This window comes from Salinactinospora qingdaonensis, assembly GCF_039539445.1.
Classification (GTDB): domain Bacteria; phylum Actinomycetota; class Actinomycetes; order Streptosporangiales; family Streptosporangiaceae; genus Salinactinospora; species Salinactinospora qingdaonensis.
This window is the reverse complement of sequence record NZ_BAABDD010000001.1, coordinates 384,505-409,755: the sequence shown is the minus strand read 5'-3', so window position 1 is coordinate 409,755 and position 25,251 is coordinate 384,505. Positions and strand designations below refer to the sequence as shown.

21 protein-coding genes and 1 pseudogene are annotated in these 25,251 nt (G+C 65.6%); 10 read left to right on the top strand and 12 right to left on the bottom strand.

From position 1 onward, the window contains the following. Positions 1-72: 72 nt before the first annotated feature. The 4 genes and pseudogenes from ABD848_RS01730 to ABD848_RS01715 form a co-directional block, all read right to left on the bottom strand. A pseudogene (locus ABD848_RS01730) lies at positions 73-1,083 on the bottom strand (Gfo/Idh/MocA family protein); the annotation flags it as partial. Between the two features lie 111 nt (positions 1,084-1,194). After that, positions 1,195-2,103 carry a carbohydrate ABC transporter permease gene (locus tag ABD848_RS01725; protein ID WP_344966524.1) on the bottom strand — a complete coding sequence of 303 codons (909 nt, stop codon included), beginning with the start codon at positions 2,101-2,103 and terminating at the stop codon, positions 1,195-1,197. Continuing rightward, entirely contained in the window at positions 2,100-3,008 is a 909-nt protein-coding gene (locus tag ABD848_RS01720; RefSeq protein ID WP_344966522.1) for a carbohydrate ABC transporter permease, read from the bottom strand. The genes ABD848_RS01725 and ABD848_RS01720 overlap by 4 nt, the downstream gene beginning before the upstream one ends. Further along, on the bottom strand, positions 3,005-4,150 hold the full coding sequence (locus tag ABD848_RS01715; RefSeq protein ID WP_344966520.1) for an ABC transporter substrate-binding protein: 1,146 nt from the start codon (positions 4,148-4,150) through the stop codon (positions 3,005-3,007). The genes ABD848_RS01720 and ABD848_RS01715 overlap by 4 nt, the downstream gene beginning before the upstream one ends. 630 nt (positions 4,151-4,780) lie before the next feature. On the opposite strand from ABD848_RS01715, the gene ABD848_RS01710 reads away from it, so the two are divergent. Continuing rightward, positions 4,781-5,644 carry a serine hydrolase gene (locus ABD848_RS01710; RefSeq protein WP_344966518.1) on the top strand — a complete coding sequence of 288 codons (864 nt, stop codon included), beginning with the start codon at positions 4,781-4,783 and terminating at the stop codon, positions 5,642-5,644. Between the two features lie 37 nt (positions 5,645-5,681). Here the strand turns inward: ABD848_RS01710 and fabG are convergent, their stop codons facing one another. Continuing rightward, complete coding sequence (gene fabG / locus ABD848_RS01705) at positions 5,682-6,440, bottom strand: 3-oxoacyl-ACP reductase FabG (protein ID WP_344966516.1); 759 nt, start codon at positions 6,438-6,440, stop codon at positions 5,682-5,684. Between the two features lie 418 nt (positions 6,441-6,858). On the opposite strand from fabG, the gene ABD848_RS01700 reads away from it, so the two are divergent. From ABD848_RS01700 to ABD848_RS01690, 3 genes are all read left to right on the top strand, one after another. Continuing rightward, entirely contained in the window at positions 6,859-7,623 is a 765-nt protein-coding gene (locus ABD848_RS01700) for a glycerophosphodiester phosphodiesterase (RefSeq protein WP_344966514.1), read from the top strand. A 476-nt stretch (positions 7,624-8,099) separates the two neighbouring features. After that, complete coding sequence (locus ABD848_RS01695) at positions 8,100-8,456, top strand: ATP-binding protein (protein ID WP_344966512.1); 357 nt, start codon at positions 8,100-8,102, stop codon at positions 8,454-8,456. Between the two features lie 235 nt (positions 8,457-8,691). Continuing rightward, a complete protein-coding gene (locus ABD848_RS01690) occupies positions 8,692-9,564 on the top strand; it encodes a helix-turn-helix domain-containing protein (protein ID WP_344966510.1) in 873 nt (290 codons plus the stop codon). 154 nt (positions 9,565-9,718) lie between these two features. Here ABD848_RS01690 and ABD848_RS01685 read toward each other — a convergent pair whose 3' ends face one another. Further along, positions 9,719-9,952 carry a DUF397 domain-containing protein gene (locus ABD848_RS01685; protein ID WP_344966509.1) on the bottom strand — a complete coding sequence of 78 codons (234 nt, stop codon included), beginning with the start codon at positions 9,950-9,952 and terminating at the stop codon, positions 9,719-9,721. A gap of 781 nt (positions 9,953-10,733) precedes the next feature. Between ABD848_RS01685 and ABD848_RS01680 the strand changes: the two genes are divergently transcribed. Next, positions 10,734-11,360 carry a hypothetical protein gene (locus tag ABD848_RS01680; RefSeq protein ID WP_344966507.1) on the top strand — a complete coding sequence of 209 codons (627 nt, stop codon included), beginning with the start codon at positions 10,734-10,736 and terminating at the stop codon, positions 11,358-11,360. Between the two features lie 193 nt (positions 11,361-11,553). Here ABD848_RS01680 and ABD848_RS01675 read toward each other — a convergent pair whose 3' ends face one another. From ABD848_RS01675 to ABD848_RS01660, 4 genes are all read right to left on the bottom strand, one after another. Next, positions 11,554-12,228, bottom strand: a complete 675-nt coding sequence (locus ABD848_RS01675) for a potassium channel family protein (protein WP_344966505.1) — start codon at positions 12,226-12,228, stop codon at positions 11,554-11,556. 14 nt (positions 12,229-12,242) lie between these two features. Further along, positions 12,243-13,673 carry a TrkH family potassium uptake protein gene (locus ABD848_RS01670; RefSeq protein WP_425567377.1) on the bottom strand — a complete coding sequence of 477 codons (1,431 nt, stop codon included), beginning with the start codon at positions 13,671-13,673 and terminating at the stop codon, positions 12,243-12,245. A gap of 214 nt (positions 13,674-13,887) precedes the next feature. Then, positions 13,888-15,144 (bottom strand): Na+/H+ antiporter NhaA, encoded by a 1,257-nt coding sequence (gene nhaA, locus ABD848_RS01665; RefSeq protein ID WP_344966503.1) that lies wholly within the window; start codon positions 15,142-15,144, stop codon positions 13,888-13,890. A 244-nt stretch (positions 15,145-15,388) separates the two neighbouring features. Continuing rightward, on the bottom strand, positions 15,389-16,300 hold the full coding sequence (locus tag ABD848_RS01660; protein WP_344966501.1) for a cation diffusion facilitator family transporter: 912 nt from the start codon (positions 16,298-16,300) through the stop codon (positions 15,389-15,391). A 145-nt stretch (positions 16,301-16,445) separates the two neighbouring features. On the opposite strand from ABD848_RS01660, the gene cmtR reads away from it, so the two are divergent. After that, positions 16,446-16,793, top strand: a complete 348-nt coding sequence (gene cmtR / locus ABD848_RS01655; RefSeq protein WP_344966499.1) for a Cd(II)/Pb(II)-sensing metalloregulatory transcriptional regulator CmtR — start codon at positions 16,446-16,448, stop codon at positions 16,791-16,793. A gap of 104 nt (positions 16,794-16,897) precedes the next feature. Here the strand turns inward: cmtR and ABD848_RS01650 are convergent, their stop codons facing one another. After that, positions 16,898-17,401, bottom strand: coding sequence for a MarR family winged helix-turn-helix transcriptional regulator (locus tag ABD848_RS01650; protein WP_344966497.1), 504 nt, complete (start codon positions 17,399-17,401; stop codon positions 16,898-16,900). Between the two features lie 204 nt (positions 17,402-17,605). On the opposite strand from ABD848_RS01650, the gene ABD848_RS01645 reads away from it, so the two are divergent. Then, positions 17,606-20,824, top strand: a complete 3,219-nt coding sequence (locus tag ABD848_RS01645) for an efflux RND transporter permease subunit (RefSeq protein WP_344966495.1) — start codon at positions 17,606-17,608, stop codon at positions 20,822-20,824. Positions 20,825-20,998: 174 nt separating this feature from the next. After that, entirely contained in the window at positions 20,999-21,169 is a 171-nt protein-coding gene (locus ABD848_RS01640) for a hypothetical protein (RefSeq protein ID WP_344966494.1), read from the top strand. Between the two features lie 204 nt (positions 21,170-21,373). Here the strand turns inward: ABD848_RS01640 and ABD848_RS01635 are convergent, their stop codons facing one another. Continuing rightward, entirely contained in the window at positions 21,374-21,826 is a 453-nt protein-coding gene (locus ABD848_RS01635) for an ATP-binding protein (RefSeq protein ID WP_344966492.1), read from the bottom strand. 910 nt (positions 21,827-22,736) lie between these two features. Between ABD848_RS01635 and ABD848_RS01630 the strand changes: the two genes are divergently transcribed. Both ABD848_RS01630 and ABD848_RS01625 read left to right on the top strand, forming a co-directional pair. Beyond that, positions 22,737-24,809: a PhoX family protein gene (locus ABD848_RS01630; protein WP_344966490.1), complete on the top strand. Its 2,073-nt coding sequence runs from the start codon at positions 22,737-22,739 to the stop codon at positions 24,807-24,809. Positions 24,810-24,925: 116 nt separating this feature from the next. Beyond that, entirely contained in the window at positions 24,926-25,087 is a 162-nt protein-coding gene (locus ABD848_RS01625; RefSeq protein ID WP_344966488.1) for a hypothetical protein, read from the top strand. Positions 25,088-25,251: the final 164 nt, after the last annotated feature.

Below are 25,251 nucleotides of genomic sequence, written 5' to 3'. Positions count from 1 at the left end.
GCCGTCGCCCCCGCCGTGCCCCGATCCCGACCGGCCGCCGGCCGTGGCCACGTCGATCGTCTCTGTGGTGTCGGAGTGGAAGTCGTAGTGGGTGATGCGGGAACCGTCGCAATACAGTTCGCCGTGGGTGCCATAGATCGCCGTTTCGCGCGGGCGCGCCCGGTTGAACGCGGCCACTGTGAAGGTCGCGGTGACGCCACCGGTGAACTCCAGCATCACCACCTGGTGATCGACGACATCGTTGTCGCAGCGGTAGACACACCGCCCGTAGGGTCCCTCCCGGAGGGCACGTGTGACCGTCTCCGGGGTCGGCTCGGGGGTGAGCACGGTCAGCGGCCAGCCGGTACGTCCCTGTGCCAGGAAACGGCCGTAGATGCGTGGCGCCGAGTAGGAGCACTCTGGTTCCACATCGCAGTCCAGGCAGCGCTCGCCCGCCCCCGGCGGAGCCTGTTCGGGCCGGAAGTGGCGCAACGAACCAAAGGATGACACCGCCACCGCCTCCCTGCCCACGATGTGGCGCAGCCAGTCGAGATCGTGGCAGGACTTCGCCATAAGCATCGGCGCGGCCTCAGCCGTGCGCCGCCAGTTGCCCCGCACGTAGGAGTGCGCGTAGTGCCAGAAACCGATGGGTTCGACATGGTCGACGCTGACGATCTCACCGATGCGGCCCGAGGCCACGATCTCGCTGATCACGCGCGTGTAGTCGGTGTAGCGCAGCACATGGCACACTCCCAGCAGGACCCCGTTACGCTCGGCCGCGGCCACGATCTGCGCGCATTCCTCCGGGGTCTGGGCCAGGGGTTTTTCCACCAGCAGGTGGTAGCCGCGGTCCGCCAACGCCAAGGCGGGAGCGAGGTGGGCGTCATCGAGGGTGCACACCAGCGCGGCGTCGGCCAGCCGAGGCAGCGCCGCTGCTGCCCTCCAGTCCTCGAAACGCAACTCGGGGGGTACGCCGTGGGCTTCAGCCACCGGTTCCCGGTACTCCGGGCGGGGCTCGGCCACGGCCACCACCTCGGCGGTGTCGGGATGGCGCCGAATCCATTCGGCATAGCCGCCGCCGCGCGATCCTGTGCCCACGATCATGACTTTCACCGGCGACATCGTTGCCTCCCGCCTTTGATGCTCGGTGCCGCTCGTCTGCTCCGCTCTGGTTGATTCTCCCTTGTGGCCAGCGCCGTTGAGTGGCAAAACCGACTATCGGAACCCGCCGGCCGACAGTCCCTCGACGATGCGACGCTGAAACACCAGCACCAGCACGATCAGCGGCAGGGTGACGATGACCCCCGCGGCCATCTGCGAGCCAAAGGGCTGCTGAAACTCGCTGTCACCGGCGAACTTGGCGAGTGCGACCGTGACCGGGTTCGACGCCAGCGTGATGGAGACAACGCTGGAGATCAGGTATTCGTTCCACGCTGCGAGGAACACCAGCAGTGCTGTCGTGGCCAGCCCTGGCGTAGCCAGCGGGAGCACGACGCGCGAGAACGCGCGCAGCGTCCCGCAGCCGTCCACGCGCGCCGCCTCTTCCAACTCCCACGGCATCTCGCGGAAGAACGTGGTCAGGATGAAGATCGCCAGAGGAAGCGCAAAGCTGATGTTGGGTACCACCATCGCCTGGTATTCGTCGATCCACCCCCACCCGCTGAAGAGTTGGTACAGCGGTGTCACGATCGCCACGCCGGGAAACATCGAACACGCCAGGATCAGGCCCAGGACCAGATCGCGCCCGCGGAAACGCAACCGGGCCAGTGCGTATCCCGAGAAAACCGCGATGGCCATCGTCACCACTGTCGTGGACCCGGCGATGATGAGACTGTTGCGCACGGCGTAGCCGAAGTCGTTCGCGCCGCCCAGGACGCCCCGGTAGTTGACCAGGCTCACCTCCTCGGGCCACAGGCCGTTGGAGGTGATCTCTCCCGGCCCTTTCAAGCTGGAGACGAACATCCAGTAGAAGGGCGCCAGACAGTACAGCACGAGCAGCACCATCCCGAGAGCGATCACCCACGACTCCCAGGACCAGCGCCGCCGTCGGCGGCCACGCCGCTGGTCATGCCTGGCCCCCGAGGTGCTCTCACGCCGTTGGGGCGCGGTCTCGACAGCGGTCATCGCGTTCCCCCCGCCCGAACTCCGGCGAAAACGTTCGTTCCCATGGCCCGGATGAGCAAGAAAGCGCACAGGAACACGAACAGGAAGGTCAGCGTCGACAGCGCTCCGCCATAGCCCTGCTTGAGTTCACCGGTAGCGGTGCGCACCACCAGCGTTGAAAGGGTGTCGGTGTTGTTGGCGCCGCCGGTGAGGATCTGTGGCAGGTCGTACATGCGCAGCGCATCCAACGCGCGAAACAGCACTGCCACCACCAGCGCCGGTTTGACCAGGGGCAAGGTGATCGAGACCAGCCGTCGCCACGCCGAGGCACCGTCCATGGCCGCCGCTTCGTAGAGGTGAGCGGGGATGGTCTGCAATCCGGCGAGGATGAGCAGCGCCACAAAGGGTGCGGTTTTCCACACTTCGGCGACGATGATCGACCATTTCGCCGGCCATTCGGCACCGCCCCACACGATCTCGGTGCCCAACAGCGCGTTGACGACACCACCGGGCTGCAACATCCATCCCCACATGACCGCACTCACCGCGGTCGGCAGCGCCCAGGGCAGCAGGACAGCCACACGCACCACCCCGCGCCCTCGGAAGGCCCGGTGCATGACCAAGGCCATGGCCAAACCCAGCGCTGTCTCAAACGCCACACTGACCACGGTGAAGAAGGCGGTGTTTCCCACTGCGGCCCAAAACGCCTCGCGCTCGAACCCGACAAGCGCCCGAGCGTAGTTGGCCACGCCGATGAACTCTGGGGCCCTGCCGATCGGGTCGTTGAAGAACGAACGGAAGACGGCTGAGGCGACGGGGTAGACCACCACGGTGCCCAGGGCGACGAGGGCCGGCGCCAGCAGGACGACCGCCAGCCGTCGCTCACCCCTGCGCTCGCCGGCCGGCTGCCTCTCGCGCCCCCTCATCGACCTTGCACCACTCGATTCAGTTCCGCGTGCATGCCGCTGATGGCCTCCTCGACCGTCGCCTCGCCGCTCATCGCGGCGTAGGCGTGCTGTTGAACGGCGTTGGTGACATCGTTGTAGCGCGGCGTCACCGGCCGTGGGCGAGTACGTTCCAGCCCCGCACGCATGGGAGCCAGATAGGGGGCGTGGCGCAGGATCTCGGGGTCGGTGAACAGTTCGGTACGCGCCATGGGCGTGCTGGTCGCGGTCAGCCACTCCCGCATGACGGCTTCGCTTTGCAGGAACTCGATGAACCGCAGCGCCTCAGCCTTGTGGTCGCTGTAGGCCGACAATCCGAGATTGTTGCCGCCGAGTGTGCCTGTGCCCGGCCCGCCGGGACCGGGTAACGCGGCCACGTCGAACCGCCCCTGGACCACCGACTCCTCGCCGGGGGCGTTCATCAGCGGGTAGGCGAAGGCCCAGTTGCGCATGAACAGCAATTCACCGCGCTGGAACGCCAGACGGGTCAGGTCCTCGTTGTAGGTGAGCGCGGCGTGGGGAATGTGTCCGCGCTCCCTCGCCTCGACCAGAAACCGCAGGCCCCGTCGAGCCTGCGGCGAGTTCACGGTCACCGTGCCATCGGCACCGATGACACGCCCGCCCGCCGAGGCGATGGCCTCGACCACTGCGACGGTGAGCCCCTCGTAACGCATGTACTGGCCGGCGTAACAGTCCATGGCCTCGCGTTTGGCGATCGCGCAGGCCTCGAGCAACTCCTGCCAGGTAGTCGGTGGCTTCTCGACCAGGTCGCTGCGGTAGAACAGCAGCCCCGTCCCGGTAGCGAACGGCGCTGCGTAGAGGCGACCGTTCCACCGCCCCGTCGCAGCGGCGGCGTCGAGGATCTCGGGTCCGGCGAAGCGCTGCGCCTCCAACGGCTCTAGCCAGCCGCGCGCCGCGAACTCCGCAGTCCACACTGCGTCGACGTAGAGCACGTCGTAACGGCCAGTGCGCGCCTGGAGGTCTTGCACCATGGCCCTTCGCTGCTGGTCGGCTTCGGTAGCCAGCGCCACGTAGCGCACCGGGGAGCCAGGGCGTGTCGTGTTGTAGCGCTCGACGAGCCGCCCCAGATCGCCGCCGCTGGCGCGGGTCGCTGCGAACGTCACGATCGCGCTGTCGTTGCCGCCCGGCAAGCTTCCCGCACACCCGCTTGCCACGAACACCGCGCACGCGGCGAGCGCAATCGCGCCACGAAGCGAGCGAGAAACCGAACTGCCCATACTCCCCTCCGCAGCAGCGTTGCTACTGATAGTGAGCACATCGAACAAGAGTCAACCCACAGGTGTCAATCACGTTATGTGCCGCTACGACTCCATAAGCATGATCTGGGCAGCTTAAATCGTGCTCCCCAAGTGGCCATAGCAGCGCGACGCGACGACCTGTTTTATAGATTTATCTATCTTTGGTGTTGTTTGTCTATATTTATCTCCTTTGGAGCTTTATTGAAGCTCATTTCTCTTATGGGTAGATATTCTTGATAGGGCTGATGCGGAGATCGTGCTGGGTGCCGGCTTTTCTCGTCGCCCGGCCCCTCCGTGAGGCACCTGCTATGCCAAAGCGATCGAGGGAGCACAGCCAGCGCCATGTCGCATTTCGGATCGCCTCCATGGCTCGTCAGTTGTATCGCTCTCGTCGCAGCAACGGCATTGCTCCTCGCGTTGACCGCCGCGCTGCGGGAGCCGATGCCCGGAAAAAGACCCGCCGCGGCCCCGACTCCAGGCCCTTCGCCTAGTACCGTGCCTGCGCCCGCTACCCCCTCCACCGCTCCCGGAGCGCTTACGCCGCTGTTGCCGCTGCGTCCGGCGCTGCCGGCTGCGCAGCGCGAGAGCCTACACGCCGCCCTTGAGGATTACCTCGCTGAAGTCGAAGGGCGGCTAGCCATCTCGGTACACGACCTCAGCACCGGTGCCACCTTCACTCACAACCTCAGTCGCCGTTTCATCACCGGCAGTTTGGTCAAACTCAACATCCTGCTCGTGCTGCTCCTACAGGCCCAAGACGAGGGGCGCACCCTCACGGAGGAAGAGCGCTCGCTGGCCACGCGCATGATCCGCTATAGCGACAACAACGTCACCGATGTCCTCTACGCGCGCATCGGGTTCGGCGCCGGGCTCAGCGAGGGCAACGAGCGGTTCGGGCTCAGTGGCACAGTTCCAGGGCAGGCCAACGTTTGGGGGGCGACCACCACCACAGCCAGCGACCAGATCCGGCTGCTACGGGCCGTTTTCACCGAAGCCAGCCCCTTGTCGGTGGACGCGCGCCGCTATGTGGCACAGCTCCTCGGCTCCGTGGCGCCCGAACAGGCATGGGGAGTCTCGGTTGCGGCCGGGGGCAACGGCCATGCCCAACTCAAGAACGGTTGGGTGCCTCGCGACAGCGACGGCGGGCGCTGGGCGATCAACAGCGCCGGTCACGTCCGCAACGGCGATCACACCTACCTCATCGCCGTACTGTCCGACCACCATCTCGCCTACGGCGACGGCGTGACCTGCGTCGAGGAAGTCGTGGCCAGGGTAGTCCACACGTTGGAGAGCGCGGCTGAGCTGTCTGTTCCCTCAGGCCAGGGGCGCGCTGAAGCGCCTTGGCCGGGCGGGAGCTGAGCCGTTCGGCTCCCGCCCATGGCGCGCCGGTCCTACCTTAGGTGCGCGGCCCGCCGGCGATGTAGAGAACCTGGCCCGAGACGAATCCGGCCTCCTCGTCGGTGAAGAAGGCGATGGCCGCGGCGACGTCCTCGGGACGGCCGACCCGGCGCACGGGGATGTTGGCGGCAGCGGCGTTTTTGAAGTCCTCGTAGTCCATACCGACCCGTTCGGCGGTAGCCCGGGTCATGTCGGTGATGATGAAGCCGGGAGCCACGGCGTTGGCGGTGACACCGAACTTGCCCAGTTCGATCGCGAGGGTCTTGGTGAGGCCCTGCAATCCTGCCTTGGCCGTCGAGTAGTTGGCCTGCCCCCGGTTGCCCAGCGCGGAGTTGCTGGAGAGGTTGACGATCCGCCCCCACCCCTCCTTGGTCATGTAGCCCTGCACGGCCCGACTCATCAGGAAGGCACCGCGCAGGTGGACCTGCATCACGGTGTCCCAGTCATCTTCGCTCATCTTGAACAGCAAGTTGTCGCGCAGGACCCCCGCGTTGTTGACCAGGATGGTCGGCGGGCCAAGCCGTTCGGCGACCGTTGATACCGCGGTTTCGACCTGCTCGGAGTCACTGACATCAGCGCCGAGTCCGATCGCCGTGCCCCCTTCGGCGGTGATCGTCTTCGCGGTGGCCTCGGCGTCGGCCTCGTTCAGGTCGACAACGGCTACGGCATGCCCTTTCGCGGCCAGTTTCCGTGCAGTCGTCGCGCCGATGCCACGGGCGCCTCCGGTGACGATCGCGACACGGGGCGGCTGAGACATATCTACCTCCGGTTAATGCTGCGGAACACCTGTGAGGTGATCCTATCCACTACATACCGACCAGAAGGTACGTGGGGCTCCGGTGGCCTCGGAGCCGATGGAGAGAAAAGCGCCTACCCCACCGTGGCGGGGTAGGCGCCGCGCAAAACTTGGCTGAGTACCGGCTTTCCGCGCATGGGAAGTAGTGAGCCACCTCAGTCGACCGCACAATGGGTGATCCCGGTCGGATTCGGCATGGCCGTGACCTCTCCACCGGGTGCTCACCCGATTGCCACCGGGTGCTTACCGCCAGGGGCGACGCTAGTAGCGACGGTTCCCCTGGAATCCGGGCGAGAGGAGCACGGCGCGCGATGTCGGTCCCCACAACTCCCGCTCCACCACACCAGACCTCCGTGGCCGACTTCGGGACGCGGCTGCCATGATCGTCGTCGCTCATCGCGGTGCCTCCGCCTACGCTCCAGAGAACACGCTGTCGGCCATGTGCGAAGCGCGACGCCGCGGTGCCGACATGGCCGAGCTCGACGTCCGCCAAACCGCCGATGGCGAGTTCGTCGTCATGCACGACCCCACCCTGCGGCGTACCACCGACGCGCCCGAGCGTTTTCCCGAACGTCGCCCGTGGCGGGTCGCCGACTTCACCTTGGCGGAGATCCAGACATTGGAGGCTGGGTCTTGGTACAGCCCCGAATTCGCCGGTGAACCCGTACCCACGCTGCGCGAGGCGCTACAGACGCTGAAGGCCAATGGACTGGGGGCGCTGGTGGAGCTCAAAGTCGATCGTAAAGACCCGCTGGCGGCACGGCGCATGGCAAGATGCTTGGCCGAGGACCCCCACTGGAATCGCACCTCGGGCGAGCGTCCCCGTTTGATCGTGCAAAGCTTCGACTGGGTGACGATGCGCGAGCTCGGTCGGGGGTTCCCCGAAACGCCTGTGGCCGTGTTGGGAATGGCGCGGCGACGTTACGGGCTGCGTCGGGTCGCCCGCTACGCTGCCCAGGTACACCCTCACTACCTGCGCGTGTCGGAGCCCTACGTGCGTGCGGCCCACACGCACGGGTTGGCTGTCTTCAGTTGGACCGTCAACACCGCTGCCGCGATCCGCCGAGTCATCGGCAATGGGGTCGACGGCGTCATCTCCGACTATCCCGATCGGGTGGCCGAGCACATGGCGGTAGCAGCCTGATACCGCGCTGGCCCCACGTTCCCCACTCTGGGACGTAGCTCACGTTATAAATCGGTCATCCGGTTATAAACCGCCTCTTCCTTGTTGGTGTTTGTAGGTCGCGTTCGGATTTGTTCGTGGCTTCACCAGACCATAGGCCGTTGATGTTCTACTATTGATTGCAAGAGGCGCATGCACGTGCATCCGGGTCTTGCATCTGCATGGTCCAGAGCGAAATACTGGTCCTTGCGTGCCCAGACCAGAAAAGCGATCGAGACGACTGCAAGGGGATCGCGGTGACCGGACATTCAGCCCAGCAACCGGTGGGGAGGGCATCGGCGTGGGGATGGACGTCCTACGCCGCTGTCGCCCCTGACTCTCCGCACTCTTCCTGGTGGCTGCCTGCCTTGCGGCACGGCTCGCTGCGCTGGGACGCCCATCCTGGCTGCGCGAGCCATGAGAGCGCCGTCTGGTCCTTGGGGTTTGATCGTGGGGCGGTGAAGCTGGCCCGCGATCGCACCGCGGTCGTGCTGCGCGACTGGGGGATGTCACGTTTGGTGGGCGACGTGGAACTGGTCGTGTCCGAACTGGTGACCAATGCCTTGCGCCACGGTGGCGCGGGTATGTTGGATGCGCCAGACTGTGAAAACGTTATTCAATTGAGCATGATGCGTCGTGGGAGCGAATTGATCTGCGCCGTGCGCGACGCCAGCGACCGCCTGCCAACCCTTCGGGAACCGGATTTCATGGCCGAGTCGGGGCGTGGGCTGCACCTGGTATCGTGCTTCAGCCGTGACTGGGGCGCTGTGCCGACGGCACCGGTGGGCAAGTTCGTGTGGGCTCTGTTCGCCTGACACCGAATCCGAGTACATCGCGAGAACGAGAAAACGAACGGATGTCCTCGCCGAGGCGACCTGACCTCCGCTATTTCACCCTTGCGCGGTCATCGCGTCGGGGCGTACTCGTATGCCGGATCAATCCCGTTGTCGGCTATATCGTGGTAGACCCGCAGACAAGCGCCATTGAGACGGGCCCAGGGGAGGGGAACCCGAGTGGGCATGAGATTTAGAGGGTGGGGAGGCTGTAGCGGTGAGTGTCATTCAACCTGATCCGGACAGCGGCCCGACAGTAAGGCGGATTCTGCTCGGATACCAGTTGCGCAAGCTCCGGGAGCTGAAGGGCATCTCACGTGCGGACGCCGGATTCAAGATCCGTGGCTCCGAGTCCAAGATCAGCCGGCTTGAGTTGGGCCGTGTCGGTTTCAAGCTCCGCGACGTCGAAGATTTACTGACCCTCTACGGCGTCACCGAAGGTGAGCTGCGCGAGACGCTGATCACCATGGCCAAGGAGTCCAACAAGCCAGGATGGTGGCAGCAGTACGGCGACGCTCTACCATCGTGGTTTCAGTCCTATGTGGGCTTGGAGGAGGCCGCCACACGCATCCGTACCTACGAGGCGCAGTACGTCTCCGGCCTGCTCCAGACAGAGGACTACGCCCGGGCGGTCATCAGCGGTGCCGACGACATCCGCAAGAAGGGGGAAGTCGAGGATCGGGTGGCTGTGCGTATGCAGCGCCAGCGCCGTATCGTCGAGTACTCCAACGTCAAGCTGTGGGCCATTATGGATGAGGCGGCGGTACGCCGGCCTATCGGCAGCGTCGAGACCATGAAGGGCCAACTCGCCCATCTGCGGGAGCTGTGCTCACTGCCCAACGTCACGCTCCAGATCATCCCTTTCAACGCCGGCGCCCACGCAGCAGAGGCGGGCGCGTTCACGATCCTGCGCTACCCGGAGTACGACCTCGCCGACATCGTCTACCTGGAACAGCTCACTGGCGCGCTCTACCTGGACAAGCGCGAAGAGGTCGACGCCTACATGATGGCTATGGAGCGGCTGAGTGTGGTGGCAGAAGAACCCTCGCACACTCCCGACAAGCTCACTCAACTGATCGACGAGCTGTAGCACCAGGTCCTCGCACCGTCTTTCAAGCGAAGGGCCCAAGACGTGTAGCTCAGCGGTGTGGATGAGGAGGAGCCCCACCCCCCGATCGCAGTGGAGCTCCCCGACAAAAGCGACCACGTGCCGGTCTTGGGGGTACCGGCCGCTGGCCGCGGCCTTAGCCCAAGAGGTTGTCGAAGTCGCCGTCCTTGGCGCCGAGAATCAGCGCGTTGATCTCGGCCTGGGTGTAGATCAGGGCCGGACCGTCGGGGAACCGGGAGTTGCGCACGGCGATGCCCCCATCGTCGAGCTTGGCCATCTCCACGCAGTTGCCCTTCGAGTTGCTACGCCTGCTCTTCTGCCAGCTGACGTTCTCCAGCTTCGCTGCCGCAATGCCGTTGTAGGCGCTCATGGAGGCTCCTTAACTGTTTCAACCATCGGCGCATAGGGCACATGTCGCTGCACTCGCGAATGCACATGCATTAGCACCGTACTTTGGCCAGGATAGCGCACGTGCATCAGAAGATGCTGAGAATCACCCCTTGCCAACCCCCCGATCCACCGATGCAAACCCTCAATCGGGATTGCCCTCAAGGACTCGCGCTTGCCGCGCCACCGCTCGTTGGCGCTGAAGCAGCAGGTCAGACGAGTACCATGACGCTAACCCGCCGTAGTGCGCCGTAGTGCGCCGACTTCGCGTGAAAAACGGCGTTTACTGCGACGCTCGGCCCGGCCTCCACGTTCCGGCCCCCTCGCCCCTCTGTTCATCTGAGACGCTGCGGCCTCCTCAGGCACGGAAAGCGGGCACGGGGCCCATCCACCGGGCTTTGTAGGCTGCTGAGTTCACAAACCCACACACAGGAAGGAGTGACGCCCTGAGAAGGACTCTCCTGTCGGAGGCGGCCCCGGCCGGTGGAGCGAGCCTCCCGCCTGCCCGCGCCGGTAGCACAATCCCGGCTCGTTAAGGCCGAGAGGACAGCAATATGGTGCTGTTTCCACGCATGTACGCTTGGTTCTCGCCTTTTCTTCACCCCTGACCGAAGAGGCGCAGATGGCCTGCCCCTAACTCCGGTTCTGGCATGCCGCCTTGGGAACCTCCCAATCAGGGCCCTGCTCCAAAGCAGCCCATGCCCGCTCACGGGCCCGTTGGCCCTCCGCAGCCCACCGGCCCTTGGCAAACCACCCCTCCACCCGTGTCACCGCGGCATGGCACCGGACGCACAGTCGGGATCGTCCTGGCGATCGTCTCCGTTGTCGCCGTCTTGATCATCGGTGGCACCGCCACCGTTGTGCTGTTGGTGCCACAACCGCTCCTGCACGCCCCTGTAGCGCCGTGCTCGGAGCCGGCCGAGACCGTCAGCGGTGACCACCACGGCGGCGATCTCGGATACGACGGCTACGCCACCTGCAAGTGGCGACTCACCGCCAGTGACGCAGGCAGCGACGAGAGTTTCCGCCTCGAAGTCGAGTACGAGACCATCACCGAATCCGTCGGCGGCGCACAGCCCACAGAGCTGGCACGCTTCCTAACCCGGTGGTACGACGACTCCTATCGCGAGACCTACGGTGGCTACGAGGTCCCCACCTTGACCCAGATCGAGGACGCCGGGGACGAGGCGTACTACGTTTACCGCCGCTACGAGGGGGAGTCCTACGAAAGCGCCAGCGCCTACGTCTTCACCCGCAAGGGCAACGTGGTGATCACTGTTAGCGCCCTCAGCGACTCCGGTTCGACAGCGCCCCCGGAGTCCCAACTACGCCCAGTGGTCGAGGCCATGAACGGCCAAGCTCTCGACCAACTCGCTTTCGAGCAGGCTTAGGCTCTGTTTTTTGGGACGGGCGGCCAGAACTGGCGGTGGAACAAGCGGGGGAGCGCCTCCGCCGTCGCCCCGTGGGCCGCCGAGATCGCGCAGCGATCGAGGCACGAGGGGATGAAGAACACCTCCACGGCCCCGCACCCCAGCCGTCCGTACAACAGGACCTGGTCGTGCCAGCCGCACCCGTGGCGTTGGTTCAGTTCAGCTCGGCGAACCGCTCGACGTCATTGGTGCGGCCGGCGACGATCACAATGTCGCCCTTCTTGGGGACAGTCTCCGCTGTGGCGTAGGTGAACTGCTCGCCGTGGCGCTTGATACACACCACCGTGATCCCGTGGCTCGACCGCACCCCCGTCTCACCCAGCTTGCGTCCGATGATCTCGCGCGGTGCGCGTGTCTTGCCTAGCGCGAAGTCCTGCTCGATCTCGACGTAGTCCAGCATCCGTCCCGACACCAGATGCGCCACTCGCTCGCCCATGTCGTGCTCGGGCAGCACCACATGGTGGCAGCCGATCTGTTGCAGGATTCGGCCGTGCCTACGGCTGATGGCCTTGCCCCAGATGTGGGGAACCCCCATATCAACCAGCAGCGACGTGGTCAGGATCGACTCCTCCAAGTGACTCCCTATAGCCACGACCGCTCGTGTGAACTCGTTGGCGCCGATCTGGCGCAGCGCCTCGTCGTCGGTGGAGTCAGCCGTGACCGTATGGGTCAGGGTTTCAGCGTAGGCCTGCACCAGGCGTGGGTTGCTGTCCAGGCCCAGCACCTCCCAGCCGTGCGTCATCAGCTCCATAGCCAGCGAGCTGCCGAACCGGCCAAGACCGATCACGAGCACCCGCTTGTCATGAGACCTATTCCGTTGTGTTGCCATGTCTCCTCGCGATCTCAACCGATGATCGGCCGAGCTTCGGCCAGATCGTAGCGGCGGGTTCGTTCACGCAGTGCCAGCGCCGAAGCGAAGGTGATGGGACCGATCCGCCCGGCGAACATCAACACGACCAGGAATAGTTGTGCACTGTCCGGCAGATCGGCGGTGATTCCTGTCGACAGCCCCACCACTCCGGATGCCGATACCACCTCGAACAGTACAGAAGTCATGCCGAAGGGCGTGATGATCAGCAGGATGACCGTAACGACTACCACTACTGTCATTGTCAGGAACGTCAGGCTCAGCGCCTGGCGGATAGCGCTGGAGGACAGCCGTCGCCCATAGGCGTGCACGTGCGGGTGGCCGCGGATCTCAGCCCACACCACCAACCAGATGACCGCGAACGTGGCTACTTTGATCCCACCGGCGGTGCCTCCGCTGCCCCCACCTACGAACATCAACATGATGACGGCCAGCAAGGTCGGGTCGCGCATGGCTCCCACGTCGATGACGTTGAAGCCTCCGCTGCGCGGCATGATGCCGTGAAAGGAGCCGGCCAGGACCTTGTCGGCCCACCCCATCTCGCCCAACGTGGCCGGATTCGTCCACTCCAGCGCCGTCACCACGACCATACCCCCCACGAACAGGAGGGCGGTGGTGTGCACAGTGAGTTTGGTGTGCAGTGTCCAGCGTCTTGGCGCGGTGAGGTGGCGGCGCAGTTCGAGCAGGACCGGGAACCCCAGCCCGCCGAGGATCGTCGCCATAGCGACCGGAATCAGGATCACCGGGTCGTCGGCGAAGCGGGTCATGCTGTCGGAGTACAGCGACAGTCCGGCGTTGTTGAACGCCGAAACCGCATGGAACATCCCGCTGTAGAGCGCCGTCGGCGCAGCGATGTCGTGCACCAGCCACATGCGCGGGATCAGGATGAGTGCCACGATCGCCTCACAGGCCAGACTCGTGGCGGTGATCCGTCCGACGATGCCACGGACCTCGCCCACGTAGGGCGCCCGCGTCTCCGTCTGCACGTTGAGCTGCATCCGCAGCCCGAATCGGCGGATGACCACCGTACCCAGCAGTGAGGCCAACGTCATGATTCCCAAGCCGCCGGCCTGGATCAAGCACAAGATCACGACCTCGCCGAACGGCGACCAGTAGGCGCCGGTATCGACCACCGTCAGCCCCACCACGAACAACGCTGACGTCGAGGTGAACAGGGCGTCGATGAACGACGCTGCTTCGGGGTCGGACCGTGAGACCGGTAAGAGCAGTATTCCGGTACCGAGCAGGTCGGCCACACCGAACACAGTGATCAACAACCGGGCGGGCCGTGCCCATCCTCGGGACAGCCGCATCTGCCTCTCAGGGCCCGCACGCCGCGCCCGCAGCGTCTGCATCACCCTGCTATAGCGCTGCCGCGCTCTGCCGAGCATCCTTCTGTCTGCCATCCCGCGTTCCGTGGTCGCCACGCCAGTCGCAGCGGTTGCACTAGCGCCCACGGCAACGGTAGTGCCGTCGGCGCTGTCGAGCGAATCGTCCTGCGAAAACACTCGATCGAGTGACGAACGAGCCTACTGGGCTGCCGGTTTCAGCGGCACAACGGGCACGTCAGAAGAAGGAATCCCCGTGGTTGACCAGTGTTTCGTGCCGGGGTGCGTCAGGTCAGTCGATGCTGCCACCGGAGTCGGCGCGCAGCTTGGGAGCGCCCAACTTGCGGTAATGGGCATTGCGCACGCCGAGGATGGCCGCGGCGATCACGGTGGCGATGAGTGAGGCGATGAGCACACCGCCCTTGGCGTTGGCGAGCTCCTCAGGGTTGGTGGCGAACGACAACTCGCTGATCAGCAGAGACACCGTGAAGCCGATTCCTGCCAGCGCTGCCATACCTGTGATGTCGATCCAGCGCAGGGAGGGATTGAGTTCGGCGGTCGTGACCTTGGTGGTGATCCAAGAGCCCCCGAGGATACCGACGATCTTGCCTCCCACCAGGCCGAAGATCACCCCCAGCGCCACAGTGTCGCTGAAGATGCTCGCCGCGCTTCCAAAGACCACACCAGCCGACATCAGGGAGAAGATCGGCAGGGCCACAGCCGAGGACCATGGCCGCAACATGTGCTCCACCCGGTGACTGGGGTCTTCGGACTCGCCTGGCTGCTTGACGGTGCGCATGAGGAGCCCCATGGCTACCCCGGCGATGGTCGCGTGGACACCACTGGCGTGCACCAGGGTCCAGATGACGCAGGCGAGCGGGACGTAGACCACCCAGTTGGGCAGCGCGGAGCGGTTCAGTGAGGCGGCCAGCCCCCGCCCTTGCTGGAGGTAGCCAAACACCGCCAGGAGGGCGATGGCTCCCAACATCGGCATGAAGGACAGGTGGTCGGTGTAGAAGACCGCGATCACGATGATGGCGCCGAGATCGTCGACGATGGCCAGCGTCAGCAGGAACGTACGCAACGCCGGCGGCAGATGCCGCCCGACCACGGCCAAGATGGCGACGGCGAAAGCGATGTCGGTGGCCATGGGGATGCCCCACCCGTACAGGGCGGCCTCGCCCTGGCCGAGGTTGAAGGCGACGTAGATGGCCGCGGGCACTACCATGCCGCAGATGGCCGCGACGATCGGCAGCATAGCGCGGCGCGGGTTGCGCAGCTCCCCGCGTACGAACTCCTGCTTGAGCTCGTTACCGACCACGAAGAAGAAGACCGCAAGCAGCGCGTCGGCCGCCCATTCCTCCACGGACAGGTGCAGGTGCAGCGCCTCAGGGCCGAACTCGAAGGTGCGGATTTCTTCGTAGACGTCCCCGAAGGCGGAGTTGGCCCACACCAAAGCGACGACCGCTCCGATGATGAGGATGAAACCGGAGACGACGTCCTGACGCAGCCAGTTGCCGATGCGGTTTATACCGCCCGCGTTCGCCATGCTTGTGTGCCCCCGAAGGTGTATATGGTCGTCCGTCACCGCCGACCAGACTTCCCGGCACACCGTTACTTCCCTGGCAGCGGGCGAGCGTTAGGTAACCCGTTGGTGGGAATCAGCGTGTCACTATGCCAGCCGGGTGGGCGGTTTGTCCAAGGTCTACCGGATCGGTGCGGAGGGCATGATACGCACCCCCCGCCTTAGAGCCCCAACGAATCGGCTCCAACGGAAAGATCCGTGATCTCGGTCACTGGTGGCGTGCGCCCTCGTGGTTGATGTGGCCGGCTGGTTCCAGTTGCAAAGTCGAGTGCTCGACGTCGAAGTGTCCGGACAGGCACATGTGGAGTTCATCGAGCATGCGTCCGGTGTCACGAAGCAGTTCTTCCTCGACCACCACGTGGGCGCTTAGGACCGGCATCCCCGAGGTGATCGTCCAGGCGTGTAGGTCGTGCACGTCGAGCACGCCGTTTTGGGAGAGGATGTGGCTGCGGACCTCGTCGAGGTCGACCTCGCGGGGCACGGCCTCCAGCAGCACGTGGACGGCTTCGCGCAGCAGGTTCCAGGCACGCGGCACGATGAAGAGCGCGATCCCCAGGGAGACGATGGAGTCGGCTTGGCGCCAGTCTGTGAGCCAGATGACCACGGCGGCGACGATAACCCCCAGCGACGACACGGTGTCACCGAGAACCTCCAGGTAGGCGCCGCGCAGGTTGAGGCTCTCGCGCTGGCCCGTGCGCAGCAGCACAAGACCACCGATGTTGACGGCCAGCCCGATAGCAGCGACCACCAGCATCGTCGGTCCGGTCACCGGCTGGGGCGTGAACAGGCGCTGGATCGCCTCATAGGCGATGTAGACGCACAGTCCGAACAAAAGCAAGGCGTTACCGGCGGCGGCGAGGATCTCGGCGCGCTGAAGCCCGAACGTGCGCTTGGAGCACGAGGGGCGGGAAGCCATCCACACTGCCAGCAGTGCGGCCACGATGCCGAAGGCGTCGGCGGCCATATGGCCGGCGTCGGCGAGCAGGGCCAGGCTGCCCGCGAGGAGGCCCCCGACGATCTGCGCCACCATCACCCCAACGGTCAACAGCAAGACGATGATGAGTTTGCCCCGGTGGGCGCTTGCCGCGGTGGCATGCCCGTGCCCGTGGTCAACCCCCATGAAGCCTCCTTGGCGCGATCGGCCGTTCGTAGTGTCGGTGCTGCTCGGCGCGCGTCGATGGAGGACGGCGCGAGGACCGGCCCAGTAATAGTTCAGCTTCTACTGTTTATACAGTCTGGAGTGTCTATACAGCAAACCCTGTACAATGGTTTTCATGTTAACTCTCGACCAACGCCGCTATGCGATCCAGCGCCTTGGCCGGGCGCTTGCCGATCCCACCCGATGCCGGCTGCTGCTGGCGCTCTTGGACGGCCCCGCCTACCCTGCCCAACTGGCCGAACAGCTTGGTCTTACCCGGCAAAACGTCTCCAATCACCTGGCCTGCCTGCGGGAATGCGGTCTCGTGGCCACCCGGGCGCGTGGCCGTCAGGTCAGCTACGAGCTCATCGACGACACGCTGGCTCACGCGCTCGACGATCTGCTGCGCGTGGTTTGGGGAACGGCCGCCGAGCATGTACCCCCGGGCGAGGAGGTCCCCGTACGCCCCGGGTGAGCGCTTCGCTGCGTACCTAGGCGCCTTACCAGGGCGCCGTGCCTGCCCCGTGTGGTCTGGCCGCCGCGCTGCTCCCCTCCTCCCCGCTCGTGGCAGTGGCCCCCTCAGGGTGTCTGTAGGGGAGCCTCGTCCCCGTCCTGGGGCTCTTCTGATTCCAGAAAACGACACAGCGCCTCGGCCGCCGTAGCCAGCCCCCGCAGCGTGTCCGCGTCGAGCTGGGCCAACAGCGCGTAGTGTCGCTGCCCGGCCCCCCAGAACTCCGCGACCACTCGTCGGCCCTCCTCGGTGAGCCCGACGCGCCGCACCCGTCGGTCCTCAGGGGCCTCCCACCGGTGCACTAATCCTCGGGCCATGAGCCGGTCGACGATCCCGGTCAACGTGGCGACCCCGGTGCCCAACCCCTCAGCCAGCTCGTTTGACGACAGATCCCCGTCGAGTCCCAGCAGCATCAAGGCCTTGAGTTGCTGAATGGTCAGGGTCGTTGTCAACAGCGGTAGCGAGCGGTTGCGCGCGAAGAGCCTGATCTTGCGCTCCTCCAACTCTCTGATGCGTTGCAGGAGCTCGTCCTTCTCGTCGGTGTTCACGTCGTCCTTCGCTGTCCCTGACATGTCACTGACACCACCCTGACAAATCACTGATAAGCATCATCCCGCCGTGAAAGTCAGCATTACACGAAGTATCGTGAATTTCGCGTGCCCGGCAGAGCCACACGGCCCCGTGCCCCCGCCCGTGTGGCCAGTACAAGCCATCGACCGCTCACCGCAGCGGTGCCGCAATGAGCGCGATTGAACTCGTCGAGGAGCACCACACCCATGTCCAGATTGGCCAAGCTGAGCCTTGGCAACCGGGCGCTGATCCTGCTGATCACGCTTGCGTCGATCGTCTTCGGCCTGATCGCCACCGGTTCGGCCAAACGCGAGCTCATGCCGTCCCTTGAGTTGCCTATGGCAATGGTGGGCGCCCAGTACCAAGGCGCCTCCCCCGAGGTCGTCGAGAACGAGGTCACCGAACCCCTAGAGCAGGCGGTCAAGGGCGTCTCCGGCGTCACCGACTACACCTCCACCTCCTCCAACGGGTCTGCCCAGGTGCAGGTCGAGTTCGACTACGGGGACAACACCGACGACGTCGTACGGTCCTTGCAGCAGGCCGTCGACCAAGTGCGGCCGACGCTGCCCGATGACGTGGAAACCTACGTCCAAGCTTTCAGTACCAGCGATATCCCCGTCGTGGTGCTGTCGGCCGGCACCGACGACGGCGACGCCCAGTCCCTGGCCGACCCGCTGGAAGAGCAGGTCGTCCCAGAGCTGGAATCGATCGACGGTGTACGCGCGGCCCAGGTCAGCGGCGTACGCGAGTCCACGGTCACCGTGACCCCCGATGAGGACGAGCTAGAGGACGAGGGACTCACCGCCAACGACGTCACCAGCGCCCTGCAAGCCAGCGGCGCGCTGCTGCCCGGAGGCGACATCACCCAGGACGAGCGCTCCCTGACCGTCACCACCGGCGGGCAGTTGCAGTCCCTAGACGACGTGCGCAACATCTGGCTGACCCCCAGCGGGAGCGCGGCAGCGGTCCCGAGCGGGGCGGCTGCGGCCCAGGCCGGCGTGCCGGCAGCCGAGGCCCAGGAACCCGAGCCCGTCAAGCTCTCCGAGGTCGCCGAGGTTGAGCTGCGGCCCGACGAGCGCAGCAGCATCACCCGCACCAACGGTCAGCCCAGCCTGGGCATCTCCATCTTCAGCACTCCCGAGGGCAACACGGTCGAGATCTCCGAGGCGGTCGAGGAGCGACTGAGCGAACTGGAGCCGCTGCTCGGTGAGAACGCCGAGATCAGCGTGATCTTCGATCAGGCTCCCTTCATCAACGAGTCCATCGTCGCCATGGCCGAAGAGGGCGGGCTGGGCCTGATCTTCGCGGTGTTGGTCATCCTCGTCTTCTTGCTCTCGGTCCGCTCCACCCTGGTGACAGCGGTCTCCATCCCGGTGTCGCTGCTGATCGCAATGCTGGGTGTGCAGGCGCTTGACTACTCCCTCAACATTCTCACGCTCGGTGCGCTGACCGTGGCCGTCGGCCGGGTGGTCGACGACTCGATCGTGGTGCTGGAAAACATCAAGCGCCACATGAACTACGGCGAGGAGAAGTTCACCGCCGTTTTCCAGGGCGTGCGCGAGGTGGCCGCGGCCGTCACATCGGCCACGCTGATCACCATCGCCGTGTTCGCTCCCATGGCCTTCGTCGGCGGGCAGGTGGGCGAGCTCTTCGCTCCCTTCGCCCTGACCGTCAGCGCCGCATTGGCCGCCTCACTGCTGGTCTCGCTGACGATCATCCCGGTTCTGGCCTACTGGTTCATGCGGCCCCGGGTGGTGCCGCCTGAGGACGTGGAACGGGTCAAGGCCGAAGAGAACCAGCGCGAGCTGCGCACACCGCTGCAACGCGCCTACTTGCCGATCATCCGCTGGACCACTCGGCACCGGGTCATCACGCTGACTGCGGCCCTCGCCCTTCTCCTCGGCACGGGGCTCATCACTCCCTTGGTGCAGACCAACTTCCTCGGCAACCAGGGGCAGAACACGTTCTCCGTCACCCAGGAACTACCCGTGGGTTCTTCTATGGCCAAGGCCGATGAAGAGGCGGCCAAGGTCGAAGCGGAACTCGCCGATCTGTCGTGGGTGGAGAACTACCAGGCGTCCTTTGGCGGTGGCGGCCTCAACGCCATGTTCGGTATGGGCGGTGGCGCCGACAGCATCAGCTACACCCTGACCACCGACCCCGACGGTGACCAGCAGGAGTACGAGGAACGGCTCCGCGAGATCCTCAACGGGGTCGATACCGACGCCCAGCCGCGCCTGCAAAGCGCCGGCGGCGGCTCGACCCTGGAGGTCGAACTCCGGGCCGACGACACGGCGACCCTCCAAGAGGCCACCGAACTCGTCGAGGACACCGTCAGCGACATCCCCGGCGCGGCCGAGGTGCGCAACAACCTCGCCGCCGAGCAGCCCGCCCTGGAAGTCCAAGTCGACGCCGAGCAGGCCGCGGAAGAGGGACTGACCGAAGCCCAGATCGGCCAGGCCGTCAGCCAAGCCTTCCGAGGTGCAAATGTGGGAAGCGTCACAATCGATGAGACCCAGCGCGATCTTGTCGTGCGCGCCACCGAGCGCCCTGACAGTGTCGAGCAGTTGGAGAACCTGGACATCACCGGCCCGACCGGTACGGTGGAGCTCTCGGAGGTCGCCGACGTCGAAGAGGTGCAGCAGCCGCCCCAGCTCACCCGCAGCGGCGGCGTACGCAGCGCCATCGTCTCGGCTACCCCCACCGCTGAGGATTTGGGATCGGTCACCGCGGAGTTGACGACAGCGCTCAACGAGCTCGACCTGCCCGAGGGCGCCACCGCCACCATCGGTGGTACCAGCTCCGAGCAGGCCGAAGCGTTCATGCAGTTGGGCTTGGCGATGCTGGCGGCGATCGTGATCGTCTACCTCATCATGGTTGCGACCTTCAAGAGCCTGATGCAGCCGTTGATCCTGCTGGTGTCCATCCCCTTCGCCGCAACCGGTGCCCTTGGCCTGCTGCTGCTGACGGGCACACCGCTGGGCGTGCCGGCCCTGATCGGGCTGCTGATGCTCATCGGCATCGTGGTCACCAACGCCGTCGTGCTCATCGACCTGGTCAACCAGTACCGTGTCGAAGGCATGGAGCTACGAGCCGCCGTCGTCGAAGGCTCCCGGCACCGGTTGCGTCCGGTGATCATGACCGCGCTGGCCACCATCGGGGCGCTGACCCCCATGGCACTGGGGATCACCGGCGGGGGCGCGTTCATCTCGCAGCCATTGGCGATCGTGGTGATCGGTGGCCTGTTCACCTCCACACTGCTGACGCTCATTCTGGTGCCCGTGCTCTACACCATGACCGAAAGCGTCAGGGAGCGCGGCGCACGCCGTCGAGAGGAGCGCCGGACGGCCAAGATCGAGGCCGAGCGCGCCAAGCGCGACAGCGGCGCCGAGGATGCCTCAGAAAAGGAGACTGAGCAGGTCTAGGGCATCGGGAGGTCGGCCGTAACCGCCAAGGCGCCGCGCCCGCTCGTGTTCATCGCGCGAGGGCGCGGCGCCTCCGTCGTTTGCGGGGAATCCGGTGTCTCAGTTTCCACCGAGATGGCGCTGCCTGGAGCGCCGATTTGTTATACCGCGCCTATGGCAGGCAAGCTGCCACCTATGGATCCCATGAACACGGAACTCGACGAGCTCGTCCGCGAGGAGCTCGGCGAGGAGCCGTCCCAAGAAGCGAAGGACTACGCCCGCGAGCTGTACGAGAAGTACCGGTTGCCCCAGACCGACACAGTCGAAGATGCAGCGCAGTCATCCACCTCCGAGGAGGAGACCTAGTGCATGGGCATTCGCCCATTGTCTACGTGGTGACGACACGTGCCACACGCTTGACGACCGGGGTCTCCCCGCGCGGGGGACCCCTCGTCATGCCGGTGCCACCGCACAGGAGTTGAGGTGAAGCGGTTTGACACCGGAACCAGCGGCACCGCGAACCGTCACACTGCGGGGTTAAGCCGGGGGTGCCGTGACCCGGCGGCTCCGTCAGGCTTCGGTATCGGTGCTGCCCGACTCCCAGGTGAGTTCAAACCACACCAATTGGCCCAAGCCGTCGCCGCGCGGCTCGGCTCCCCACTTCGCAGCCAGCGCCTCGACCAGATCCAGACCTCGTCCGTGCTCGCTGACATCGTAGGGGTCCTTGTGCTGGGCCTTGGGGAGCTCGCCACCGCCCAGATCGCGCACCTCCACTCGGGCCCACCCCGCGGTGACGTAGATGCCGACTTCGAACTTGCCACCGGGTGCGCCCGAAGCGCTGTGAGTCAGCGCATTCGTGGCGATCTCACTGGTCAGTAACGTCGCTGTGGTGGCCTTTGGCGAGCCGTCCAGGTGTCGTTCGACGAACCGGCGGGCATAGGAGATCTGGTTGGCCAACCCCGGGAACCTGCGCCGCGCAGCGCGTTCACGGGTCTCAGGTGGGGGAAGGGGGCGCTCTTCCATCTGATTCCTAGCAAAGGAACTCTGGCCATCGGGCCAGGGGGGAATCATTTCCTGGTTCTTGCTGCTTTGCCGTTCTTCCATGTCCATGGTGGGTGGCACGGGCTCGCCGCACTCCCCACAGGTCGCAGCGGCGGTTCCCGCGCCCGCCGCTGCCACGCCCCTCACCTCCATATCCTCAGCACGCGAGGGCGGGGGAGACGTGACGGAGGCTATCGGGTGGGCGGCGGAGTACGTGGAGTTGTTCGCGCGGGGAGCAGGTACCGGTGGCTGCTTCCGGTCCTGAAGACGCGCGATGGGCAAGTCGGGCACGTGAGATCACTCCCAGCGACGTGCCTTGTCGAATCGGCTTGGGCCGCGATGGAGGTCGGCTGTGACCTGCCGTTAGACGTCCGATGCCTTGAAGGTCACGGCGTTGTGGAAACGGCGGGTCGCGTCTTGGGTGACAGGGTGCGGTTACGCGGATTTGGCTTCGCGGCTATGAGGTTTTTATCCACGATCAGGATACGCCGGTTGACTTCTGGTGAAACGGGTGGGGGCGCAGGTTCTTCTATAACTGTGGATAACCAGTCGAAAAGCTCCCCGTGCCCGGCCGTGGCGCGCCACGATCGGGAGCTTCCCCGCCATACGGCTGGTGGGATCTCCTGACGTCTACCGTGTGTCACCAGCCATAGCGCCACGCCATGTCACCATTGCACACCTAAAGAAACGGTAACGTTACCTAAAGTGGTTCCTAGGCATGTGTGCTCGGAAATTGTCGACGCATTCACTATGGATTTACCGATTTGAGCCGCTAATTCGGCAGGGTTTTGGCTGTTTGGCGGGTTTTGCCCGCTGAGCGTCTGGCCCTCGCGCGGGGCCCCGCGATTGAGCCACGCGCTGTGGCCGTTCCCCGCCCACGACAGGAGGAACAGTGCCTGATTCCGCGTCCCCCCGCCGGATACTGCCGTTGATCAGCCACCCCGGTGGCCGTTCCCGTGCCACCTGCCGCTTCCGCTGCGGCGACGCATGTTTCCACGAAGCCCCCAACACCAGCGAGAACACCTACTTCGGTGACATCTTCTCCGGTGTCCTGTCGCGCCGTAACGCGCTGCGGGCCGGCGCTGTCGGCGCCGGGGTCTCCGCTGTAGGGGTCAGTGGCGCCTTCACCCCGGCCCTCGCCGACTCCTGGTGGCACGGCAAGAAGGGTCACGGCCGCGGACGCTCCCCGCGGTTGCGTTTCCACAGCGTGGACGCCAACACCGATGACGCCGTCACCGTACCCAAGCACTACGACCACCGCGTCGTCGTCCGTTGGGGAGACCCGGTCACCCCCGACGCCCCCGACTTCGACTTCGAGAACCAGACCGCCGAAGCCCAAGAGAAGCAGTTCGGCTACAACTGCGACTACGTCGCCTTCACCGAAATGGGCAACCGTCGCGGACTCCTCTGGGTCAACCACGAGTACACCAACGAGACGCTGATGTTTCCCGGCTACACCGACGGCAACGAGGCGGATCTGGAGCAGATCAAGATCGCCATGGCCGCTCACGGTGGCTCGATCGTGGAGCTGCGCCGCATCTGGAACAGCGGCGCCTGGCGGCTCGTTACCTGGGGGTGGCGCTACTTCAACCGCCGTATCACCGTGAACACCCCCATGGAGCTGAGCGGGCCCGCCGCCGGCGACGCCCTGCTGCGTACCGAGGCCGACCCCGACGGTGTCGAGGTGCGCGGCATGCTCAACAACTGCGCCGGTGGCATGACCCCCTGGGGGACTATCCTCACCTGTGAGGAGAACTTCCACCAGTATTTCGTCGGTGGCGAGGGCGCTCCCGAGGACGCCAAGCCCGCGCTGTCGCGCTACGGTGTTCCCACCAGCGGCGACACCCGCTCCGGCAACCGCCGCTTCGACCGCGTCGACGAGCGTTTCGACCTGTCGAAGCACCCCAACGAAGCCAACCGTTTCGGCTACGTGGTCGAGGTCGACCCCTTCAATCCCCACTCCAAGCCCCGCAAGCGCACCATGCTCGGCCGGTTCAAGCACGAGGGCGCCAACGTCCGCCTGGCCAAGGACCGCCGTGTGGTCGTCTACATGGGTGACGACGAGCGCTTCGACTACATCTACAAGTTCGTCAGCGACAAGAAGATGCGCTGGGGCTCGCGCCGCACTAACGAGGGGCTGCTCGACTCCGGCACACTCTACGTCGCCAAGCTCACCGGCAACAGCCCCGCTGAGGAGTTCGACGGCTCGGGGGCGCTGCCCGCTGACGGCGAGTTCGACGGCTCGGGCGTGTGGATTCCGCTGTGCAGCGACAAGGAAAGCTTCGTCGACGGTTTCACCGTCGCCGAGGTCCTCGTCCACACCCGGCTGGCCGCTGACGCGGTGGGCGCCACCAAGATGGACCGGCCTGAGGACATGGAGGCCAGCCCCGTCACCGGCAAGGTCTACTGCGCGCTGACCAACAACACCGCCCGCTCGCCCGAGCAGGCCGACGAGGCCAACCCCCGCGCCAACAACAAGTTCGGCCACATCCTCGAAATCGTCGAGGAGGGCAACGACGCCGCCGCCACCGACTTCGGCTGGTCGGTGCCGATCGTCTGCGGCAACCCCGACGACCCCAGCACCTACTTCGCCGGCTACGACAAGGACAAGGTCGTTGCCATCTCCTGCCCCGACAACCTGACCTTCGACGGCGACGGCAACCTGTGGATCTCCACCGACGGCCAGCCCGGCACCCTCGACAGCAACGACGCGCTGCACGCGGTGCCCGTCGAGGGCAAACACCGCGGTGAAATCAAGACCTTCGCCACGGTCCCGCAGGGCGCCGAGTGCTGTGGTCCCTTCATCACCGAGGACCAGAAAACCGTCTTCATCGCCCCCCAGCACCCCGGCGACGGCGGTTCCCTCGACAACCCGCAGAGCACCTGGCCCGACGGCAAGTACTACCCTCGCCCGTCGGTGGTGTCGATCTGGCACACCCGCGGCCGGGACGTGGGCCACGCCTAACCCCCTCGCGGCCACCAACCGCTGCCCCTCGCGAGTGCGGGGACGCCCACCGGCATCCCCGCACTCGCCCTCTCCCGTCACGATCGGCGGCGGCCGGAGGAAAGCGCGCACGTGAGATGAGTTCCACGGCGGGAGAGACCGATCCCCCTCCCACGGGGCCAGCACCGGCGCCCCCCGTGCCGACGACTCCCGCTACCACGGCGCTGCCCTACCGCGAGGGCGGGCGAGCGCTGCCCGAGGTCTTACCGATCCTGGGGAACACCATCGGTAACGACTAGCCGCTCCCCCGCCCAGCGCACCGTCTCGTGTCAGCGCATCGCGCCCCGGCACGACCCACATCGACAGCACCATCTGTCACCACCCCAGCGGCCAGTGGCCCTCGGCCCTGATCCGCGGCGCTCACGACGAGTGACGGTGTTTCCCACCCGAGGGCACCGGGGTA

What these genes read in the sequence shown, in the direction of transcription:
- ABD848_RS01725 (WP_344966524.1), bottom strand. Translation starts at nt 2,103, where the DNA reads ATGACCGCTGTCGAGACCGCGCCCCAACGGCGTGAGAGCACCTCGGGG.
- ABD848_RS01720 (WP_344966522.1), bottom strand. Translation starts at nt 3,008, where the DNA reads ATGAGGGGGCGCGAGAGGCAGCCGGCCGGCGAGCGCAGGGGTGAGCGA.
- fabG (WP_344966516.1), bottom strand. Translation starts at nt 6,440, where the DNA reads ATGTCTCAGCCGCCCCGTGTCGCGATCGTCACCGGAGGCGCCCGTGGC.
- ABD848_RS01700 (WP_344966514.1), top strand. Translation starts at nt 6,859, where the DNA reads ATGATCGTCGTCGCTCATCGCGGTGCCTCCGCCTACGCTCCAGAGAAC.
- ABD848_RS01685 (WP_344966509.1), bottom strand. Translation starts at nt 9,952, where the DNA reads ATGAGCGCCTACAACGGCATTGCGGCAGCGAAGCTGGAGAACGTCAGC.
- ABD848_RS01675 (WP_344966505.1), bottom strand. Translation starts at nt 12,228, where the DNA reads ATGGCAACACAACGGAATAGGTCTCATGACAAGCGGGTGCTCGTGATC.
- ABD848_RS01670 (WP_425567377.1), bottom strand. Translation starts at nt 13,673, where the DNA reads ATGGCAGACAGAAGGATGCTCGGCAGAGCGCGGCAGCGCTATAGCAGG.
- nhaA (WP_344966503.1), bottom strand. Translation starts at nt 15,144, where the DNA reads ATGGCGAACGCGGGCGGTATAAACCGCATCGGCAACTGGCTGCGTCAG.
- ABD848_RS01660 (WP_344966501.1), bottom strand. Translation starts at nt 16,300, where the DNA reads ATGGGGGTTGACCACGGGCACGGGCATGCCACCGCGGCAAGCGCCCAC.
- cmtR (WP_344966499.1), top strand. Translation starts at nt 16,446, where the DNA reads ATGGTTTTCATGTTAACTCTCGACCAACGCCGCTATGCGATCCAGCGC.
- ABD848_RS01650 (WP_344966497.1), bottom strand. Translation starts at nt 17,401, where the DNA reads ATGTCAGGGACAGCGAAGGACGACGTGAACACCGACGAGAAGGACGAG.
- ABD848_RS01645 (WP_344966495.1), top strand. Translation starts at nt 17,606, where the DNA reads ATGTCCAGATTGGCCAAGCTGAGCCTTGGCAACCGGGCGCTGATCCTG.
- ABD848_RS01640 (WP_344966494.1), top strand. Translation starts at nt 20,999, where the DNA reads ATGGATCCCATGAACACGGAACTCGACGAGCTCGTCCGCGAGGAGCTC.
- ABD848_RS01635 (WP_344966492.1), bottom strand. Translation starts at nt 21,826, where the DNA reads ATGGAAGAGCGCCCCCTTCCCCCACCTGAGACCCGTGAACGCGCTGCG.
- ABD848_RS01625 (WP_344966488.1), top strand. Translation starts at nt 24,926, where the DNA reads ATGAGTTCCACGGCGGGAGAGACCGATCCCCCTCCCACGGGGCCAGCA.